Below are 19,376 nucleotides of genomic sequence, written 5' to 3'. Positions count from 1 at the left end.
GGCGCAGGTTTAGGAATTGCCTTTTTCGGTTTGATGCTTTCATGGTTCTACGCCAACTCGATTATGCTACCAACTAATGTACCGCATAGCATGATTGAACAGTTGAGCAGTTCGATTGGTGAGGCAGTTCAAGCTGCTAAGCAATTAGATCCTACGATTGCTCATCATGTAATTACAGCTGCGAAGCAGGCATTCAGTCAATCGCATCGTTCAGTATTGAATGTCGCTGCTTTATTGTTTTTGATTTTATCGATTTTTATTTTGTTTACATTGCCAAAGAAAGTAATCGCAATTGATGAGTAGCAATCACCCTTATCTAAAGCAAGCTTGGATAAGGGAACTCTTAAGGAACATTGATTCTAAACTCTCGTAATATCTTACAAAGTTGAATCATTGGTAGCCCCATTAAAGTGGTTTGATCATCACCAATCATTTTTTCAAATAGGCTGATACCCAAGCTTTCACATTTAAAACTACCAGCGCAATTTAAAGGCTGATCAATTTCAATATACCGTTTTATTTCGTTTAATGTGAGCTCTCGAAATTTAACTTGATAATGTTCAACTAGTGCCGTCTCAAAACCTGAATCTAGGTGTTGAACACTAAGCGCCGTACTGAAAAAAACAGTTTTTCCTGAGTTTAATTGGAGCTGTTGAATTGCATTTTCAATTGACAGCGGCTTGCCAATAAAATCAGAAGGGGTATGTTCACGCCATGCGACTTGATCAGAACCAATCACAATTGCATTGGGATGTTGCTGTGAAATAACTTTTGCTTTTTCATAAGCTAAACGTTTTGCTAAATCATCAGCATGAAGTTCATCTTTAGCCGATTCATCAATATCTGGTGAAATGCAACGATAATCCAAGCGTAAACGATCCATTAAATCTTTACGTGTTTGGCTGCTTGATGCCAATATTAATTCAATATTGCTCATCAAACTGCGTATTCCACTAAAACATTCAGTGGTACGTAATGTAGAACGGCATTGTGGCAGGCATTTAACTTAATAGGTGGAGCATGCCCAGCTTGATAAGCTTCAACCCAACGAGTCACACATATACACCAAAAATCACCAGGTTTTAGCCCAGGAAAGCCTACTTCAGGTAATGGTGTAATTAAATCATTACCAACTTTTTGAGAGAAGTTCAAAAAATCTGAGGTCATTTGAGCACACATGGTATGTTGACCTAGATCTGTGATCGCTGTGTGGCAGAAACCATTGCGAAAATATCCAGTTATCGGATCGTAACAGCAACTCGCTAAAGGCTCACCAAGTACATTTAAACGATTAATTTTAGGATCTGGATGTATAGACATAATATGTATATAGATTTAATGACGATGTTTATCATAATCAAAAGTGACGCTTTCGCCAGCTTTTCTGCAAAAAAACTCACCTTTATTTTTGAGAATCATTTAAAATTGTGCCGTTTTTAAAATCAACTAGAGAGCCATCCATGAATTTTCAGCGCATGACTGACCTTGATTTAGCAGGTAAACGTGTTCTTATTCGTGAAGACTTAAACGTACCTGTAAAAAATGGGGAAATTACCAGCGATGCACGTTTACGTGCTGCATTGCCAACCATCAAAGCGGCTGTAGAAAAAGGCGCAGCAGTTATGGTGTTTTCTCATCTTGGTCGTCCTGTAGAGGGTGAGCCAAAACCAGAACAATCTCTTGCACCTGTAGCAGCGTATTTAACGAAAGCTTTAGGTCAAGAAGTAAAATTATTTACTGATTACTTAGATGGTGTGGAAGTTGCTGCGGGTCAAGTTATTTTGCTTGAAAACGTGCGTTTCAACCATGGTGAAAAGAAAAATAACGAAGAGCTTGCAAAAAAATATGCAGCACTTTGTGATGTATTTGTTATGGATGCATTTGGTACGGCACACCGTGCTGAAGCATCAACTGAGGGTGCAGCACGTTTTGCTCCAATCGCAGCAGCAGGACCTTTATTAGCGGCTGAATTAGACGCTTTAGGTCGTGCAATGCAAACACCAGAAAAACCAATGGTTGCAATTGTTGCTGGTTCTAAAGTTTCAACTAAATTAGATGTATTGAACTCACTTTCTACAATCTGCGATCAATTAATCGTAGGTGGTGGTATTGCGAATACTTTCCTTGCAGCAGCGGGCTTCAATGTAGGTAAATCACTTTACGAAGCTGATTTGGTAGAAACTGCAAAACAAATCGCTGCTAAAGTAAGCGTTCCATTACCAACGGATGTTGTTGTTGCTGATGCAAGTCAAATTGATTTTGGTGACTTCCTAGGTTCTTTAGCAAATGCACAAGCAATTGTTAAAAAAGTAGAAGATGTTGCTGATACTGACATGATTTTAGATGTTGGTCCTGAAACAGCGAAAGCATTTGCTGAGATCTTAAAAACATCTAAAACAATCCTTTGGAATGGTCCAGTAGGTGTGTTTGAGGTAGATCAGTTTGGTGAAGGTACTAAAGCGCTTTCATTAGCAATAGCTGAATCTGCAGGTTTTTCAATTGCGGGCGGTGGTGACACACTTGCTGCGATTGATAAATACGAAGTTGCAGATCAAATCGGTTATATCTCGACAGGTGGTGGAGCTTTCTTAGAGTTTGTGGAAGGTAAAACTTTACCAGCTGTTGCCGTTTTACTTGAGCGTGCATAGTTGTTACTAATCTTTTGATTTATATACAAAGATAGAAAAGAAGAGCCGATGTAAATCGGCTCTTTTACTTTTATATTACAAATCAGTCATAAAACTGTCACATATTTGAAATATGCTTGTCATCAACTTAACCAAGTAACTGTGGAAAGCCGTGATGAAATTTAAATTAACTCTTGCCGCTTTAATTATTGCTCCAATCATGTTAACTGCATGTGCAAAAAAAGAAGAAGCGAACAACGCTGAACAGCAAGAACAAGCAGCTTCAACTGTATCTACACAGACTACTCCAGAACAACAAGCTGCGATTGATGCAATCGACAAACCGAATTTAGATGAGAAAAATACTGATGTTGTAGAAAGTGCAGCATCAGAAGTTGCAGCGAGCGAAGTTCAATAAGCTCCTCGCTAATAAAGAAAGCCGATGTGATAACATCGGCTTTTTTTATTTAAGTATTTGCTTTGCAGTAGAAGGTCAATGTTGTTTGATAATCATCATCTTTGGCTAAAGAGGCATTCTTACCTGTTAACGTACCAATCACGCCAGCAGCAGCTTCAACTAATCTTCCAGTTTCTTCATCCACAACATCTTTTAATACACCTTGATATGCTGTTTTTTCGTCCACAACAACAGGGCTAGTATTTCGCGTACAGGTCTTTTGAGCTGCGCTAATCGCATTATTTTTAGAGATTAGGTTGGTTTTACCAATCCCAGTGACTTCATATTGATTATTTTCTTTTTGTATTGCCAAAGTGTTGGTTGGGGTAGATGCACAAGCTGTTAAACCGATTGCCAAGCCGCCAATTAAACTCATTACTAATGCTTTATTCATTGCTTATTCTCAGGTCGTTAGATAATTGTATTATTTGAACATATAATTTTTGAACGCTTTTGCAGGTTATGTACAGTTTGTAGTGAGGCTCTGTTAAATTTCTCAAATTGATGATTAAGCAGGGATTAAACGTGGTGGAAAATAGTGAGATTATGCTAATCTAGCAAAATCGATGTGTTAGTTAGATTCATTTAAATGACGGACTCAAATATAGAGACAATTCATCAAAATATTCATCAACGTCAATCTATTGGGCAATTAATTGAGCCAGCACCAAATACACAACAACTTGAAAAAGCAGTGCAAGCTGCACTTACTGCTCCTGACCATCATCGTTTGAAGCCTACTAGATTCGTTGTAGTGACACCTGAATTACGTGCCGCTTTTGGTGAGTATTTAGCTAAAGCTTTAGCTGATTTAGGTGAAACTGATTCAGCTCAGTTAGAGCGTGTAAAGCAGCATCCTTTTCGTGCACCGTTATTGGTATTAGCATTAACAACTATCCAAGATCATCCAAAAGTTCCGCATTTTGAACAGATTCTTAGTACTGGAGCTGCTGTTCAAAACTTCTTACTCTCTTTGCAAGCGCAAGGTTTTGCTACGATGTGGCGATCTGGTGCTGTCGTGGAGTCTAAATGGCTCAAGCATCAATTGGGTTTAAACGACCAAGATCTTATTTCGGGTATTATTTATATTGGAACTGCTGCTAAAGCGATTGCTCCACGCGCAGAGATTGCTACTCAAGATTTCTTAAAAAATTGGCAAGCAAGCTAACTTTTAGATTGAATGATGAACTAAACGAATAAATGAATTTCAGGATAAAAAATGGCAGAGTTAAAATTTAGTGATTTAGTTGAACCAGTTGCAGTAGATCAAACAACAGCATTAAGAATTACCGTGTTAGGTGGTGGCAGCTTTGGTACAGCAATGGCGAATCTGGCTGTACGTAATGGTTGTGACACGATGATTTGGATTCGTGATGCGACTGCAGCTGAAGAGATCAACCAAACACATATTAATAAACGTTATTTACCTGATTACACCTTAGAAACGGGTTTACGTGCGGTTTCTGATTTGGAGTTGGCAGTGCGAGATCGCGATATTATTTTAGTCGCGATTCCAAGTCATTCATTCCGAGATGTGCTCAAGCAAATCGCACCATTTATCACTGCTCAAGCGGTTGTTTCGCTTACTAAAGGAATTGAAGCAAAAACTTTTAGTTTCATGAGTGACATTATTCGCGCAGAGTTACCTGAAGTACCTTATGGGGTTTTATCAGGGCCAAATTTGGCAAAAGAGATTATGGCGGGTATGCCATCTGGTACGGTGATTGCGAGCGAATCAGAACTAGTTCGATATGCAGTTCAGCATGCATTACACAGTGCGCTATTTCGTGTATTTGGTAGCGATGATGTACATGGTGTTGAGCTGGGCGGTGCATTAAAAAATATTTACGCAGTCGCAATGGGGATGGGGGCTGCTTATAATATTGGTGAAAATACTAAGAGTATGATTTTAACTCGTGCTTTAGCAGAAATGAGTCGTTTTGCTGTCAAGCAAGGTGCTAATCCATTGACGTTCTTAGGACTGTCAGGTGTTGGAGATTTGTTTGCAACTTGCAATAGTCCATTGAGCCGTAATTATCAAATTGGTTATGCACTTGGTTCTGGAAAAACACTTGATGAAGCAACTAAAGCATTAGGTCAGACTGCTGAAGGGATTAACACGATTGTACAAGTGCGTGCTAAAGCTCAAGAATTAGATGTATACATGCCAATTACCAATGCATTGTATGAAGTTATTTTTGAGAATGCACCACCGATGACGATTGCGCTTTCTCTAATGAAAAATGGTCATCGCAGTGATGTTGAATTTGTTTTGCCTCACCATGAAGTCTAATCAAAAAAATGTCATCATATTTGGTTAAACTCAAGCATTAATAATAAGGTGTTTATATGCAATTAACATTAGTAAGACACGGTGAAGCATCTCCTGCGATTAATGGTGATGATACGCAACGTCCTCTGACAGAGCGTGGACATCAGCAAGCTGAAGAAACAGGAAACTTCTTAAAAGATACTATTCAACCAGAAATTTTTGTAGTTAGTCCATTGCTACGTGCACAAGAAACTTTGGCACATATCAAAGCGCATTTTGAGGGTGTTCCTGTTTTAATTTGCGATAAAATTAAACCAGATGATGATGCGAAAGATGCGATAGAATGGCTATCAAAATTATCATATGAATCAATTGCAGTTGTATGCCATATGAATGTAGTAGGGCATATTGCGGAGCAATTAACGCATGAGAATTTTAATCCATTTGCATTAGCTGAAGCTCGAATTTATGATCAGACTGTGATTGCAAATGGCTTATCAACACAGAAAAAAAGTTTTACGCCAACAATATAAAATCTTATATCCTATATTTGGATAAAAAAGGGTACTAAACACCGATGCTGTATTTATGGATGCCTGAAACCAATGGAACATGGTATTGGTCGACTGGGGAAAATTGGTTGCAGGCCAACACCCTAGAACAATTAATTCAAGACTTACATGAGCACAACGGAAAAGAAGCAGTCGTTTATTTTCCAAGTCGAAATGCTCAATTAATGCAGCAAACTATGACGAAGTTGCATTTCAAGCAATTAGGTCAAGAAGGCGTTAAGTTTTTGCTTGAAGAGTTTGTTACGCTTCCGATTGATCAAATGAAAATAGTACATCATTTTCAGAATGATCAGCTCAGTGTGCTCGGTGTCGCTCAATCTACTATTGAAACTTGGCAACATGCCTTAAGCCTATTACCAATACAAATTATCGCTTTTTTACCTGATTTTTTAATATTGCCAGAACCTGAGCCGAATCAAATCATCATTGCAAATTTGTACGGTAATCTACTTGCAAGAGAAAATGAATGGTCAGGTAATTCAATAGATGATTTGGCACTATTCTTAGAATTTCAAAATCCTGTTACTGAATACAAATTTGCAAATTTAAGTCCTGCACAATTGGACTGTTTAGCTGCAGCATCAACACAAGATCAAGTAACAGAATTTAGTTATCAATTTCATAGCCTAAATCGCCCTAAGCAACATCCATTGAATGTCTTGCCAAAAGCAAAAAATAAAGAAGTTGAATGGTCAGGTTACTGGAAAGCTGCTGCATGTGTATTGGTTGCAGTCATTTCTGTTCAGTTAGTTTATGATGGTTTACGCTGGTCTAAATTAAAACGCGTTGCTGATCAAACTGCGGTTCAGGCGATTGATCAATATAAATATTGGTTTGGTGAAAATAGTCGAGTAACTGAGCAAAATATTAAAAGCCAGTTTGAAAGCCAGTTAAGAATGAGTCAGCTTGGAGATACACAGGCTTTATCTTTATTGAGTCGAGTTGGTCCTATTCTTATGCAAAAGCAAATTGTGGCTCAGCAAGTGAGTTATGATGCATCTGTGTTAGCGATATCGCTCAAGGCAAAATCAGCGGATGATCTTCAGGGCTTAACGCAACAATTAAATCAACAAGGATTTCAGGCTGAACTTGGTAATGTTCAAGCTGATACAGTCGGCGCAATTGGCTTGGTTAAGATTAAATAATGAAAGCATTGAATAATATACAAAACCGTATTGATCAAAATATTGAAAGATTAAATCACTATCTTCAAGGACTATCGGTTCGTGAACGAGTCATGGTTGTTTTTACAGCAGTGTTTTTAACTGTTGTCATTATAGGTTTTGCATTGTGGAAAATGCATTCTCTTGCCGATCAGCAGCAAAATCGTTTAAATGAGCTGAAAGATTTAACGGTTTGGATGCAAAGTAACGCAGCAACAATGAAACCAGCAAATGATCTGGATCTTTCTCCTGCAGATAAGATACAGCGTACTGCTCAGCAACAGGGTTTAGCAGTATCATCACAACAAAATGGCGATCAAATACAATTGATTGCAGAACATCAAAATTATGCGGTACTTGCGAATTTCTTGATGCAACTCTCTCAAATGGGTTTAAATATTCAAAAAATGGATATGATTTCTACCAATAATCAGATCAAATTAACGGCAACAGTGCAATAAATCATTTCTAATTTCTAGATATTTATTATTACTAAAAATTGAGATATGCCAGCATTTAGCTTTTTTAAAGGCTTTTACATTAAGTACAGCCATATTTTTAAATCTAGATTTTTCCAATTACTGTTTTAAGTATTGATTCAAGGCGCATTAAAGCAACGACTCTACAAAATAAGCGCCTGTCAAGCATGGTGTTTTGTTTAGCCTAAGCCTATAATACGCATACTTGAAAAATCAGTAGACTGTGATTGGTATGTTATATTCATTGGCCCGCCCTCTGTTGTTTACTTTAGCACCAGAGCGTGCACATGAACTCACACTTTCTATGCTCGACAAAGCTTATAAGCTAGGTTTTATGCATCAAAAAGTTGCAAATAAACCTGTAACTTGTATGGGAATTGAATTTCCAAATCCAGTAGGTTTAGCTGCTGGTTTAGATAAGAACGGTGCACACATTGATGCATTGGCAGCACTAGGTTTTGGTTTTATTGAAATTGGTACAATCACACCACGACCTCAAGCAGGAAATCCTCAACCACGTTTATTCCGTATTCCAGAAGCCAAAGCAATTATTAACCGTATGGGATTTAATAATGATGGGGTGGACAAGCTTGTTGAGAATGTCAAAGCTTCAAAATTCAAAGGTATTCTTGGCATTAATATCGGTAAAAATGCGGATACCCCTGTCGAAGATGCAGTATCAGATTATATAATTTGTTTAGAAAAAGTTTATAACTACGCATCATACATCACTGTGAATATTTCATCTCCAAATACAAAAAACTTACGCAGTTTGCAAAGTGGCGATGCATTAACAGAGTTGTTACAAACATTGAAAGATAGACAACTAGAACTTGCTGAACAATATAATCATTATGTTCCTTTGGTTCTTAAAGTTGCACCAGATTTAACGATTGAAGATATTAATTTTATTTCTACACAATTACTGAAATTTAAAATTGATGGGTTAATTGTAACCAACACTACGCTTGGAAGAGAAGGTGTTGAAAATCTCCCGAATGGAAATGAAGCTGGTGGATTATCAGGTGCACCAGTGTTTGAAAAAAGTACTGAATGTTTACGCCAATTTTCTAAGATCCTAGATGGGCGTATGCCTTTAATCGGTGTTGGTGGAATTGTTTCTGGTGATCAAGCCGTTATTAAACAGCAAGCTGGCGCAAGCTTAATACAAGTCTACAGTGGATTGATTTATACAGGTCCAACACTTGTTAAAGATTGTGTTGATGCGATGACAGTGTGAAATGAACACGCTTGATATCATTATTCTGATCATTTTGCTCATTGGAGGGCTAAACGGTTTGCGTCAAGGATTTATCAAAGCCTTTGCGAACTTGATCGGATGGATATTTGCATTGATCATTGGGGCAAAATACGCAGTCATACTGGCACCTGCCATGAGCAGTTTAAGCCAAGACCCTGTAGTGCAAAAAATTGCAGCATTTGCATTTATTGTGCTCATCATTGTTGTTTGTACATGGGTTATTACCGCGCTTTTAAATGGTCTCTTGAAAAGTTTGAAATTGGGCCCATTAAATCGTTTAGCAGGTGGTGCTTTTGGTTCTTTAAAAGGTCTACTTATTGTTTTGATTGCTATGCAAGGTGTAGGGCCATGGGTTGACAGCTCTCCGCATTGGAAACAATCAAAATTTGTACAAATCTTATTGCCATATGCTCCTTTAGCGACAGAGTTGTCTAAAGATGCTGCAAATCAAGCGATACACGAAATGACATCTGAAGGTGCTTTGTTACATCGCCCTTCTTCAGAAATGGACGAATCGGAGCGTGCTTCCACAGAGCAAGCTGCTGATCATTCGACAAAAAACCCTTTTTATTAAGTGGGGTTGAACCCCATTCCAAGCTTGTCGCGAGGTTATTATGTGTGGAGTTGTTGGGATAGCCGGTAAATCACCAGTGAACCAAATGTTATTTGATGCCTTGACGATGTTACAACATCGCGGACAAGATGCAGCAGGTATAGTAACTTGTCATCAAGGGCGTTTATTCCTCCGCAAAGATAATGGTATGGTGCGTGATGTATTCCATACTCGTCATATGCGAGCTTTACTTGGCAACTATGGTATTGGGCATGTGCGCTACCCTACAGCAGGCTCTTCAAGTAGTGCAGAAGCTCAACCATTTTATGTGAATTCACCATACGGTATTACCCTTGCTCACAATGGTAACTTAACCAATGCAGCAGAAATTCATGATGACCTGTTCAAAACAGATCTACGACATATGAATACTGATTCTGACTCAGAGGTCTTACTTAACGTATTTGCTCATGAATTACAGAAAATTGGTACTTTAAACCCAACACCTGACGATATTTTCCATACAGTTACTCGTGTACATGAGCGTTGTAAAGGTGCTTATGGCGTTGTAGCGATGATTACTGGGCATGGTTTAGTTGGTTTCCGTGATCCAAATGGTATTCGTCCTTTAGTTTATGGTTCTCGTGAAACTGATCAAGGTGTTGAATATATTATCGCCTCTGAGTCAGTTGCAATCACCGCACTTGGCTTTAAAGTAGAACGTGATGTTGCACCTGGTGAAGCTGTCTTCATCAACTCAGATGGTCAATTGTTTACTAAACAATGTGCAGCAAATCCAGAATACCGTCCATGTATTTTTGAATATGTTTATTTTGCACGACCAGATGCAACGATTGATGGGATTTCAGTCTATAAATCTCGTTTAAAAATGGGCGAGAAGCTAGCCTATAAAATCTTGAAAGAATGGGGCGAGCAACACGATATTGATGTTGTTATTCCAATTCCTGATACAAGCCGTACATCTGCTTTAGAACTTGCTAATATTTTAGGTGTGAAGTTCCGTGAAGGTTTTATGAAAAACCGTTATATCGGGCGTACCTTCATTATGCCAGGACAACAGCAACGTAAGAAATCAGTTCGTCAAAAGTTGAACCCTGTTGAACTAGAATTTAAAGATAAGAATGTATTACTTGTTGATGACTCGATTGTTCGTGGTACAACCTGTAATGAAATTATCCAAATGGCTCGTGATTCTGGTGCGAAAAAAGTGTTTTTTGCATCGGCTGCACCTATGGTCAAATATCCAAATGTGTATGGTATTGATATGCCAGCAAAATCTGAATTGATTGCTTCAGATCGTACTGTAGAAGAGATTCGTGAGATTATTGGTGCTGATCGTCTAATTTTCCAAGATTTGGAAGATTTGAAAAATGCAGTTCGCACAAGTAAAGTTCCGCATCTCACAGAGTTTGATTGTTCTGTATTTGATGGTGTATACGTTGCAGGCGGGATCGATAGTGATTATTTGATCAATCTTGAACAAAAACGTAATGATAGTGCGAAGAAAAAAGCTGATGGCTATATCGATGTAAATATTGATGCTGCTTCAGTGGATTTAACTGGTATTCGAGAAGAGTAAAATCACTTTAATATCGAGAAAAGCGGGAATTTCCCGCTTTTTTATTTTATGATACTCAAGGCATAAAGCCTCTTACCCAAACAATGTAATAAGGAAAATTTACATTGAAAGAAATGAGCCATTATTTAATTGAAAATAAGAATATTGCTTGGTCAGTAAGCTTTTGTATTCTTGCAATGTTACTTACATTATTTATTCTCAATTGGATTTTGGGTTTAGTTGTACATTTCTTTGATTATACTCAGCCAATTTGGTGGCATTTTCTAAGCCCTTATTTTATATGTTTATTATTTTTAGTATTGGTTTGGTCAGTTGGTGCTGAGCTGTATGTCCTGCGTGAGGGTGGACACTCTCTAGCAAAGCAATTAAAAGCACGTCGATTGGTTTTTGATGAAAGTACTCCTGAAGAAAATACTGCTCTGAGAGTCGTTGAACAAGTTGCGAAAAGTTTTTCGATAGATACACCTGCTGTGTATGTACTGCCAGATGAGATTGGCGTAAATGCGCTAACAGCTGGTTTTAAGTCGCAAGATATCGCAATTATTTTGACATGGGGTGCATTGCAGAACTTGGATGAGCTTGAGCTATATGGATTGCTGAGTTATGAGTTTAATCAAATTCTATCAGGCGAAGCTGTTGAAAACACGAAGTTAAAAATCTTATACAGTGGTCTAACAACATTTAGTCAGTGGGGCAGTAAATTAGCTCAAGCGGGATACAGCCCGTATGCCACATCATATAGAAATAAATTTGAAACTATTTTTGTCGCGATTGGTGGTGTGATTTGGTTAATTGGAAGTTTGGGTATTTTAATTACCCGTCTAATCAAATATTTAACTCTAAGTGGACGTACATTTAGAAATGATCTGAAGACCATGAAACTAATGAACAATAATGCCAACGTTCAAACATTGTTGCGTATTTATGTTCATCACTCAGGCTCACAAATTCATAGTGCATATTCAGAATCAATTTCTCATATGTGTTTTGCAAACTCATTAAGTCCACAAAGCTGGATGAATATTCATCCAAGTATTAAAGATCGAATCTTTGAATTAAATCCAACATTATTGCAAGACCTACAATTAGAAAACCTGAGAAAATTGTGTAATCGCCCTTTATTTAGTCTGTTTCGTTCTTTAGAAGAGGAGCTGACAGATATGACAGTTCCTTGGAGTTCACCTCAGCCTTTGCCTTTACTTAGATTGTCACCCATTAGTTTTGCCTTAAATGATGCAATCAAACCACTCAATCCAGAGCTTCGAAAAAATAAAAAACGTCCTGAGCTGATTCAGCGTGCAATGCAAACAGCAACGGGTTCTAGAGAAGTGATGGTTGCGATTTTAATGATTCGTCAATATCGTGAATTTATTCCACAAGAAGCGGCTGTGAGTCATGCAATCGTAGATGCATTACTCAATTTAGATGGTCGTATCCATGTTCAGATTTTTCACGATGCTTGTAAAAACATTGGGCACATGCCGACAAGTATTGCACGTCAGTTTCTCACCAAGCTTGCTTGTATTATTCAAGAAGATGGAGAGGTTGGTTTATTAGATGCGTTGCTTTTAGAGAAAGTGAAGCATGAATTGAATTTGATGCCAGCCCTTCTGCCTACAGCATTTGAAGATGTAAAATCACAAATTGTTCATTTAATTGATGCGCTGTTGCATGTCCAGCAAATTAATAGTCCAAACCAATTAGAAGTTCGTGAACGAATTTTACAGCAAATTTTGACAGTTGAAGAAATGCAAATTTATGCGGATATTTCTGACGAACCTTTAGACCTAGCGGAAATTCTAAATGATGTTTCAGGTTTGCTATTACGAGATCGGCTCAATATTTTGGCAATTGCAGAAAGATGCTTATGGAGTGATCGTATCATCACTCAAGATGAATTAGATGTTTTGGAACTTTTATATTGGCGCTTGGGTTTTGATACTCAGGATGTAGTTGAACAGATGCTGAAGAAAAATAGTTTGATGATTATTTGATGCTGCTATCAAAAATTGACTATTTATTTGATCAAAGGTTACGTGACAAACACATAATTTGGTCTGATTTCAGAGTAAGCTTGCCATTTATTTTTATTTTGTATTGTGTGTTTTGAGTAAGTTATGGAACATATTGAAATTTTAAAAGCTTTGTTTCTAGGTTTTATTGAGGGTCTCACCGAATTTCTACCGATTTCAAGTACTGGACATTTAATCCTGTTCGGTCATTTAATTGATTTCCATTCAGATGATGGTCGAGTATTTGAAGTCGTTATTCAGCTAGGTGCAATTTTGGCAGTATGTTGGTTATATCGCCAAAAAATCTTTAATTTACTCAAAGGTTTTTTTAGTGGGGACGCAGAGGCTCGACACTTTGCATTTAGTGTTTTGATTGCATTTTTCCCTGCTGTGATTATTGGGGTTTTCGCTGTTGATTTCATTAAGAGTGTGCTTTTTAGTCCTTTAGTGGTCGCGATTGCTCTAATCGTTGGTGGTCTTATCATTTTCTGGGTTGAAGCCAAGAATTTTGATCATAAAACAACTGAAGCGACAAAAATCACCTATAAACAGGCGTTATTAGTGGGTTGTGCGCAATGTGTGGCGATGATTCCTGGAACATCTCGTTCAGGTGCAACCATTGTTGGTGGTATGTTTGCAGGCTTATCGCGTAAAGCAGCAACAGAGTTTTCTTTCTTCTTGGCGATGCCAACGATGTTAGGTGCTGCGACATTTGATTTAATTCGTAATGCTGATGTTCTCACACAAGACAATATGCTGAATATTGGTGTTGGTTTTGTTGCTGCGTTTATTTCTGCATTGTTGGTGGTTAGTGCTTTAGTTAAATTTGTTGAACGTCATACTTTGCGTGTATTTGCTTGGTACCGCATTGTTTTGGGTGTAATTTTACTTTTCGTATTCTTATAAATATAAATCAGCCTCTTTTTTGATTAGAAAAGGGGCTTTTTTTACTAATTTTTGGATCGTATTTTCTATATTCACCAGTAATGTATCGGTTAAAACATACTATGACAATAGCAAAACTGAATGCCCGTGATTTGATTGTTGATCTCTTGTTGGGGTTACAAGGACGAGAAATTTCAATCAAGCAGATCATTATTGCAGCTCGACTTTTTGAGATTAGTGAAAATAGCATCAGGGTTGCTGTAACTCGATTATCGAGTGAAGGAATCATTGAGGCGATTGAGCGCGGTGTCTATCAGTTTACCAATCAGTCACGTGAGTGGGCTGATGTGATGTTAAATCGAAAAAATGGTCTTAAACAAACCAAACCATGGAATCAGCAATTTATCGGTGTATTTACAGGGGCTTTGGGAAGAGTCGATCGAACGGCTTTGCATAGAAGAGAACGCGCTTTGAAACATTTGGGATTCAAAGAGTTAGAGCAAGGCATTTATATTCGCCCAGACAATTTAGCAATTTCTTTTGAGCAGCTTGTTACTGAACTACATGCTACGGGTCTGGAGCAAACTGCAAAAGTGTGTGCGATCCAGTTTTTCGATGCTCAAACTATAAAGATAATAACTGAACTTTGGTCTACCAAGACATTAAATCAAAATTATCAAAAAAACGCTCAAATGATTGAACAATGGTTAGAAACAGCGAATGAGTTGGATTTAGATATCGCAACGAAAGAATCTTTATTACTTGGTCGGCAAACAATTTCACAATTAATGAATGATCCATTGTTACCAGAAGATTTTGTTGACGTAAAATTACGCGATCAATTTGCTCAAAGTGTTCAGAGGCTGGATCAAATAGGTTTAGAACTATGGCGAAGATTTTATGAACAGCAAGATGAATAGTTAGTTTAAAATATTACAAAAAATACAATTATATTTTATTGACAGAAATATTACATGTTTTAAAATAAAAATATAAGTTGTGTAGTTTTAAAATTAAAAAAATATGGGATAAGGATATGAATACGCGTGTTGCTATCAGTGATCTATTCACAAGAGATGAAATCAGTGAGCTAACTAGTAAATCAGATTTACATGGGGGCTGGGCTGTTTTTTCAACTTGGGCTGTGATTGGCGGTACGTTTGCTGCCGTTGCTAGCTTTTGGGACTATGTGCCAGCTTGGGGAAAATTATTATTGTGTATTGCAGCTCTAATCATTCTTGCTGGTAGGCAATTAGCGCTGGCTATTCTTATGCATGATGCTTCGCATCAAAGTTTATTTAAAACTAAGTGGTTAAATTACACATTGACTGATTGGTTATGCGCTCGTCCGATTTGGAATGATTTAAATAAATATCGAGCTCATCATATCCGTCATCACAGTAAAACCTCTACTGTTGATGATCCTGATCTAACATTGGTTTCGGGCTTTCCAACTTCCAAAAAATCATTAATACGCAAATTTATTCGAGATTTATCTGGTTTAACGGGAATTAAATTTGCGATTGGGCGAGTGTTGATGGATATTGAGAAGATGGAATGGACAGTTTCAAATGATCGCCGTTGGATTCCTCAAGATGGACGACATTGGAGCGATTATGCAAAAACATTTATAAAAAATAGTGGTGGAGCGATAGCCACTAACGCAGCTATTTTCGGAGCATTGTGGGCTTCAGGTCATCCTAAATTGTATGCATTGTGGGTCTTGGCATATCTCACGCCATTTCCTTTGTTTCTCCGTGTCCGTTCGATGGCTGAACATGCAGGAATGCCAACGAGCAATAGTGCTTTAACAAATACACGTACAACTAAAGCAGGATATTTAGCACGTGCATTAGTTGCGCCAATACATGTGAATTATCATAAAGAACATCATCTTATGGCTGCTGTTCCGTATTTCAAATTACCGAAAATGCATCAGATGTTACGTGAGCGCGGACATGTAGAAGAACCGCCAACGTATTGGCAAGTTTTACATGAACTATCTAACCAAGCTGATTAATTCAAGAATAGAAGAATAGATATGATATTAGCAAAAGAACAGATCATTAGTTTTTTAGCCCAAGAGTTTCCACAAGCACTGGAAAAAACATCAATTGTTGAGATTACCCCAAAAGGTGCAGAGCTATTATATCGTGTCGATCAAAGTGACTTACGTCCCGGACAAACTGTGTCTGGGCCAACATTAATGCTTGTAGCTGATTTTGCATTGTATGTTGCGATTTTAGGTGACTTGGGATTGGTGGCCATGGCAGTCACAACCAATATGACGATTAACTTTTTCCGCAAACCAAACGGAATGCAAAATATCCAAGCTGTTTGTAAATTGATTAAAGTCGGTAAAACCTTGGTGACTGGCGAGGTGTGGTTGTATTCTGTTGGAGACGATGAGCCTGTTGCTCATGTTATTGGTACATATGCAATTCCAAAGCAATAAAAAATTTTAGAAATAACAACGAATAGAGCAGCAAAATATAACAACAATTCAGTATGAGAATTGGTAAGAACATGCTAAAACTAAGTTTGTTCAAATTTATTTGTTCTTACCATTTTTACTTATATGCCCATAGAACTCGACTTAATACCTCTATCTCAGATTTCGCTTGATCACCAGCAACTTTTAGCGATTAAGCGAAATGATCTATTGCCTTTGATGGATGATCCGCATCGTTTGAATGCCTATGCCGATCATTTAGTTCAAGCTCAAAGTGTTTTACTGAATGGTATTGACCCAAAATTAAATCAACAGTTAAGTGCGGTTATCTCACAGATTATTCAACAGCTGTCACTCTCAAAAAAGTATCTACGTGGTCGTCGATTCAATGCATTGCAAAAATGGCTCGGCATTGATGTGGAGTATGATGCAGGTCAGGTCAAATATTTAAAAGACCTTGATCGCTTAATTGATGAAGCAAATCATTTAAGTCAAAAACTGCAAATAGAAATACAGAAGTCACAATCACGAATACAGCAGGTATTGGGCTTACGCGAACAAATGGCAGCCTATATTGGCGCAGCTCAAGAGTTTTTGAATGAATATCCTGAGTTTAGTCGCCAAAAAACTTTAGATCATTTTCTTGAGCGATTGTCTAAGAAAGTGAATACTTTGCAAACTTTACAAACGAGTAATGATATTGCGATCAAACAAATGCAGTTATCTCAGCATTTATCTTTTAGTTTATTAGATCGATTTAAAGAAGCTCAACAAGTTTTGATTCCAGCATGGCAATATCATTTACAGCAAAGTCGTCACTCAAATTCAAGTATCACTCTTGAAAAATTGGATAAAAGTCGAGAAGATTTGATTCAAAATCTTAAAAAATCATTAGAGAAATAAGAGGGGAAAAGTATGTCTGGTTCAGAATTGACTCAAGCGTCAACTCAAGTCGAATTAAAACAAGAGGAACGCTTTGAACAATTGAATTTAAAAGAGCTAGGATTGCAACCGCATGATTTTGCGGAGGTGATGGATGCACATAAGGAACTCGCTGAGATAAGCACAACTGTTGTAGCTGAATATGGGAAAAATATTGCCAATAAAACATCGACTTATACAGATGAGTTACTTGATCTCGTTCAAAATAAAGATTTAGATGCAACAGGGCAAAAATTAAATCAGGTCGTTCAGGTTGCTCAGCAATTAAATACTTCGAGTATTTTGAATAAGTCTAAAAGTTCAGGATTTTTTGGTGGTTTACTTAGTAAATTTAAAAGCGCAAAGCAAAGTTTTGATCAGCATTTTAATACGACCAAAGAACAGATTGATGCTTTAGTCAAAGAAATTGAGAGTTCACAATCTGGTTTGAAATCACGTGTTGGAACTCTAGACAAAATGTTTGATGCTGTGCAGGAAGAGTATAAACAGTTGGGTGTTTATATCGCAGCAGGACAACTGAAGCAACAAGATATTCAACAGCAAATTGCGACATTCGCTAATCAAGAGCAAGATCAGCAGACCACGCAACAAATTTATGATCTCAATCATTTAGCGAATAATCTTGAAAAAAGGGTGAGTGATTTACAGGTACTGCAACAATCTGCAATGCAAACCCTACCCATGATTCGTATTATTCAATCTAATAATTTGATGTTGGTTGATAAATTCTATGCAATAAAAAATATTACATTGCCAGCTTGGAAGAATCAGATTAGCTTAGCGATTTCATTGCAAGAACAGAAAAATAGTGTGCAATTAGCGAAAGCGATTGATGACACGACCAATGATTTACTTCGTCGAAATGCGGAATTATTGCATCAAAACTCAGTTGATACTGCAAAAGCGAATCAACGTTCAGTGATTGATGTTGAAACACTTGAACATGTTCAAAACACCCTCATTAAAACAGTAAATGATGTCATCCAAATCCAGAAAGAGGGAATGCAAAAAAGAGCTGAAGCAACAACGCGTTTGCGTGCATTGCAAGAAAGTCTTAATCATCTCGTTCTGGAAAATAGTGGGCAAACGCCTAAATCTTAAAATTTATTATGAAAGGAAAGATCATTGTCACCCATAAATGATTTAAGTGTGGAACCTATTGATCAGCGTTTGCAGGTGTTGAAAAAACGACAACGCAATATAGTCATTGGGCTTGCTGCAAGTATAGTCTTGATGGTTTTAACTATTGCGGCATTCTTTCTACAAAAAGAATTTATTTATCGGTTTTTTGATCTTTCATTGCATGTTCAGAGTTTAGATTTACCATATCAAGTACAAGATTTGGTACCTTTTAAACAACCTGTGGATTATTTTTTCAATCTTCTTTCTTGGTTTGGTTGGCTGTTTCTGAAAGTCCTTGTTTCCTTTGTTGGTGCATTTCTAATTGTGCGTTGGGTGAAGAAATTTAAGTTCTTCCAACAGCGATTTCAAGCTTGGACGCAGCGATTTTTGGCATGGATCATTTCGTTTATATTGCTATGGTCAGGATTAAGCTATATTCAATATGATTGGAAGAACGAAACAGATGAAGCTTATCGGCGTTGGATGAGTTATCAAACAAATATTGTCGAAAGCCAAATTGCTCAAGATTTACAAGATATAAATATTTCTCAAACAGAAAAAGCTTATGTCTTAGCTCAGGTTGCTTTGTTACATGATCCGATTGATCGCAAAACTGCGAATATTTATGTCAATCAATTGATCGAAGCTGAGAAAAAGGTTCCCACTGAATTTAGTAAATATGATTTTAAGCCTGAACAATTGTGGGTGATGCAACAACAGCTGTATGGAAAAAGTATTACTTTGATTACTCAACCGCTAGATATCCAAGCGCAGCAAGCAGAAAAAATTTCAAAGTACGTGAATTTCTTTTTGTTGGTCTTTCTAATTATCAATCTCGCAATGAGTGTGGTTTTGTACATGCTAGCTAAGCATTTTAAAAACCGTCGATATCGAATTACGCAGAAACTTGATCTATAAGTTTGTTATGTTCGGTTTGTTCGATTGATATTATGAAAACAACCTGTTTTACCTATTTAAA

At 37.4% G+C, this 19,376-nt stretch carries 21 protein-coding genes and 1 pseudogene; 19 read left to right on the top strand and 3 right to left on the bottom strand.

Translation table 11 applies throughout. From position 1 onward, the window contains the following. Positions 1-303: pseudogene (locus IRT38_RS12625) on the top strand (MFS transporter); the annotation flags it as partial. A gap of 40 nt (positions 304-343) precedes the next feature. On the opposite strand, the gene IRT38_RS12620 reads toward IRT38_RS12625, so the two are convergent. Together IRT38_RS12620 and IRT38_RS12615 are read right to left on the bottom strand one after the other, a co-directional pair. Further along, complete coding sequence (locus IRT38_RS12620; RefSeq protein WP_194597906.1) at positions 344-937, bottom strand: Maf family protein; 594 nt, start codon at positions 935-937, stop codon at positions 344-346. Further along, positions 937-1,320 carry a DUF2237 family protein gene (locus IRT38_RS12615; RefSeq protein ID WP_004911941.1) on the bottom strand — a complete coding sequence of 128 codons (384 nt, stop codon included), beginning with the start codon at positions 1,318-1,320 and terminating at the stop codon, positions 937-939. Before IRT38_RS12615 ends, IRT38_RS12620 begins: the two co-directional genes overlap by 1 nt. 140 nt (positions 1,321-1,460) lie before the next feature. On the opposite strand from IRT38_RS12615, the gene IRT38_RS12610 reads away from it, so the two are divergent. Further along, a complete protein-coding gene (locus IRT38_RS12610; protein WP_130575187.1) occupies positions 1,461-2,648 on the top strand; it encodes a phosphoglycerate kinase in 1,188 nt (395 codons plus the stop codon). 154 nt (positions 2,649-2,802) lie between these two features. After that, positions 2,803-3,045, top strand: a complete 243-nt coding sequence (locus IRT38_RS12605; RefSeq protein ID WP_004911935.1) for a hypothetical protein — start codon at positions 2,803-2,805, stop codon at positions 3,043-3,045. Between the two features lie 49 nt (positions 3,046-3,094). Here IRT38_RS12605 and IRT38_RS12600 read toward each other — a convergent pair whose 3' ends face one another. Next, positions 3,095-3,478 (bottom strand): hypothetical protein, encoded by a 384-nt coding sequence (locus IRT38_RS12600; protein WP_004911933.1) that lies wholly within the window; start codon positions 3,476-3,478, stop codon positions 3,095-3,097. Between the two features lie 195 nt (positions 3,479-3,673). Here IRT38_RS12600 and IRT38_RS12595 point away from each other — a divergent pair, with 195 nt between their 5' ends. From IRT38_RS12595 to IRT38_RS12520, 16 genes are all read left to right on the top strand, one after another. Beyond that, positions 3,674-4,252, top strand: a complete 579-nt coding sequence (locus tag IRT38_RS12595; RefSeq protein ID WP_194597905.1) for a nitroreductase — start codon at positions 3,674-3,676, stop codon at positions 4,250-4,252. 51 nt (positions 4,253-4,303) lie between these two features. After that, the gene (locus IRT38_RS12590) at positions 4,304-5,377 is read left to right on the top strand and encodes an NAD(P)H-dependent glycerol-3-phosphate dehydrogenase (RefSeq protein ID WP_194597904.1); all 1,074 of its coding nucleotides are present in this window, start codon (positions 4,304-4,306) and stop codon (positions 5,375-5,377) included. Between the two features lie 56 nt (positions 5,378-5,433). Next, the gene (gene sixA, locus IRT38_RS12585; RefSeq protein ID WP_004954896.1) at positions 5,434-5,889 is read left to right on the top strand and encodes a phosphohistidine phosphatase SixA; all 456 of its coding nucleotides are present in this window, start codon (positions 5,434-5,436) and stop codon (positions 5,887-5,889) included. Positions 5,890-5,933: 44 nt separating this feature from the next. Further along, the gene (gene gspL, locus IRT38_RS12580; RefSeq protein ID WP_194597903.1) at positions 5,934-7,073 is read left to right on the top strand and encodes a type II secretion system protein GspL; all 1,140 of its coding nucleotides are present in this window, start codon (positions 5,934-5,936) and stop codon (positions 7,071-7,073) included. Beyond that, positions 7,073-7,552 (top strand): type II secretion system protein GspM, encoded by a 480-nt coding sequence (gspM, locus tag IRT38_RS12575; RefSeq protein WP_194597902.1) that lies wholly within the window; start codon positions 7,073-7,075, stop codon positions 7,550-7,552. The genes gspL and gspM overlap by 1 nt, the downstream gene beginning before the upstream one ends. A 250-nt stretch (positions 7,553-7,802) precedes the next feature. Beyond that, positions 7,803-8,810: a quinone-dependent dihydroorotate dehydrogenase gene (locus tag IRT38_RS12570; protein ID WP_194597901.1), complete on the top strand. Its 1,008-nt coding sequence runs from the start codon at positions 7,803-7,805 to the stop codon at positions 8,808-8,810. A 1-nt stretch (position 8,811) separates the two neighbouring features. Continuing rightward, positions 8,812-9,405: a CvpA family protein gene (locus IRT38_RS12565; protein WP_004911917.1), complete on the top strand. Its 594-nt coding sequence runs from the start codon at positions 8,812-8,814 to the stop codon at positions 9,403-9,405. 40 nt (positions 9,406-9,445) lie between these two features. Beyond that, positions 9,446-10,984 (top strand): amidophosphoribosyltransferase, encoded by a 1,539-nt coding sequence (purF, locus tag IRT38_RS12560; protein ID WP_194597900.1) that lies wholly within the window; start codon positions 9,446-9,448, stop codon positions 10,982-10,984. A 104-nt stretch (positions 10,985-11,088) separates the two neighbouring features. Then, a complete protein-coding gene (locus IRT38_RS12555) occupies positions 11,089-12,978 on the top strand; it encodes a M48 family metalloprotease (RefSeq protein ID WP_194597899.1) in 1,890 nt (629 codons plus the stop codon). Positions 12,979-13,101: 123 nt separating this feature from the next. Continuing rightward, positions 13,102-13,902 carry an undecaprenyl-diphosphate phosphatase gene (locus IRT38_RS12550; protein WP_004911912.1) on the top strand — a complete coding sequence of 267 codons (801 nt, stop codon included), beginning with the start codon at positions 13,102-13,104 and terminating at the stop codon, positions 13,900-13,902. Between the two features lie 101 nt (positions 13,903-14,003). After that, positions 14,004-14,801 carry a PaaX family transcriptional regulator gene (locus IRT38_RS12545; RefSeq protein ID WP_194597898.1) on the top strand — a complete coding sequence of 266 codons (798 nt, stop codon included), beginning with the start codon at positions 14,004-14,006 and terminating at the stop codon, positions 14,799-14,801. 116 nt (positions 14,802-14,917) lie between these two features. After that, positions 14,918-15,901, top strand: a complete 984-nt coding sequence (locus IRT38_RS12540) for a fatty acid desaturase family protein (RefSeq protein WP_194597897.1) — start codon at positions 14,918-14,920, stop codon at positions 15,899-15,901. A gap of 21 nt (positions 15,902-15,922) precedes the next feature. Continuing rightward, positions 15,923-16,336 carry a PaaI family thioesterase gene (locus IRT38_RS12535; RefSeq protein ID WP_194597896.1) on the top strand — a complete coding sequence of 138 codons (414 nt, stop codon included), beginning with the start codon at positions 15,923-15,925 and terminating at the stop codon, positions 16,334-16,336. 123 nt (positions 16,337-16,459) lie between these two features. Next, positions 16,460-17,236 carry a tellurium resistance protein gene (locus IRT38_RS12530; RefSeq protein WP_194597895.1) on the top strand — a complete coding sequence of 259 codons (777 nt, stop codon included), beginning with the start codon at positions 16,460-16,462 and terminating at the stop codon, positions 17,234-17,236. 12 nt (positions 17,237-17,248) lie between these two features. Beyond that, positions 17,249-18,376 carry a toxic anion resistance protein gene (locus IRT38_RS12525; RefSeq protein ID WP_194597894.1) on the top strand — a complete coding sequence of 376 codons (1,128 nt, stop codon included), beginning with the start codon at positions 17,249-17,251 and terminating at the stop codon, positions 18,374-18,376. Between the two features lie 24 nt (positions 18,377-18,400). Then, entirely contained in the window at positions 18,401-19,315 is a 915-nt protein-coding gene (locus IRT38_RS12520) for a hypothetical protein (protein ID WP_194597893.1), read from the top strand. Positions 19,316-19,376: the final 61 nt, after the last annotated feature.

This window comes from Acinetobacter sp. SK-43, from assembly GCF_015351505.1.
In the GTDB taxonomy this organism is placed as follows: domain Bacteria; phylum Pseudomonadota; class Gammaproteobacteria; order Pseudomonadales; family Moraxellaceae; genus Acinetobacter; species Acinetobacter junii.
The sequence above is the reverse complement of the archived record's forward strand: the minus strand, read 5'-3'. Positions and strand labels throughout refer to the sequence as shown.